Source organism: Terrisporobacter mayombei, assembly GCF_020748465.1.
Lineage (GTDB): Bacteria > Bacillota > Clostridia > Peptostreptococcales > Peptostreptococcaceae > Terrisporobacter > Terrisporobacter mayombei.
In genome coordinates, this window is the sequence record NZ_JAHZMP010000044.1 from 1 (window position 1) to 658 (window position 658).

1 protein-coding gene is annotated in these 658 nt (G+C 54.7%); it reads left to right on the plus strand.

Going from position 1 to position 658, the window contains the following annotated elements:
* On the plus strand, positions 1–658 hold a 658-nt coding region (gene murJ / locus K0039_RS24720), incomplete at both ends, for a murein biosynthesis integral membrane protein MurJ (RefSeq protein WP_228106770.1).

Consider the following 658-nt stretch of genomic DNA (forward strand, 5'->3'; position numbering starts at 1 on the left):
TGAATACGTGGAACCGCTTCTCGATTCCGGCGTTTGCTCCAACACTGCTTAACATCAGCATGATTGGTTTCGCGCTGTTTGCCGCACCGTACTTTAACCCACCGGTGCTGGCGCTGGCGTGGGCTGTTACGGTCGGCGGCGTCCTGCAGCTGGTGTATCAGCTACCGCACCTGAAGAAGATCGGCATGCTGGTCCTGCCGCGCATTAACTTCCACGATGCCGGAGCAATGCGCGTGGTGAAACAGATGGGACCGGCGATCCTTGGCGTCTCTGTGAGCCAGATCTCCTTAATCATCAACACCATTTTTGCCTCGTTTCTTGCTTCCGGTTCGGTGTCTTGGATGTATTACGCCGACCGCTTAATGGAGTTTCCGTCCGGTGTGCTGGGCGTGGCGCTTGGCACCATTTTGCTGCCGTCGCTGTCGAAAAGTTTTGCCAGTGGCAATCATGATGAATACAACCGTTTGATGGACTGGGGGTTGCGTCTTTGTTTCCTGTTGGCGCTGCCGAGTGCGGTTGCGTTGGGCATTCTTTCCGGTCCGTTGACCGTTTCGCTGTTCCAGTACGGTAAATTTACCGCGTTTGATGCGCTGATGACCCAGCGGGCGTTAATTGCCTACTCGGAGGGTTTGATTGGCCTGATTGTAGTGAAAGTGTT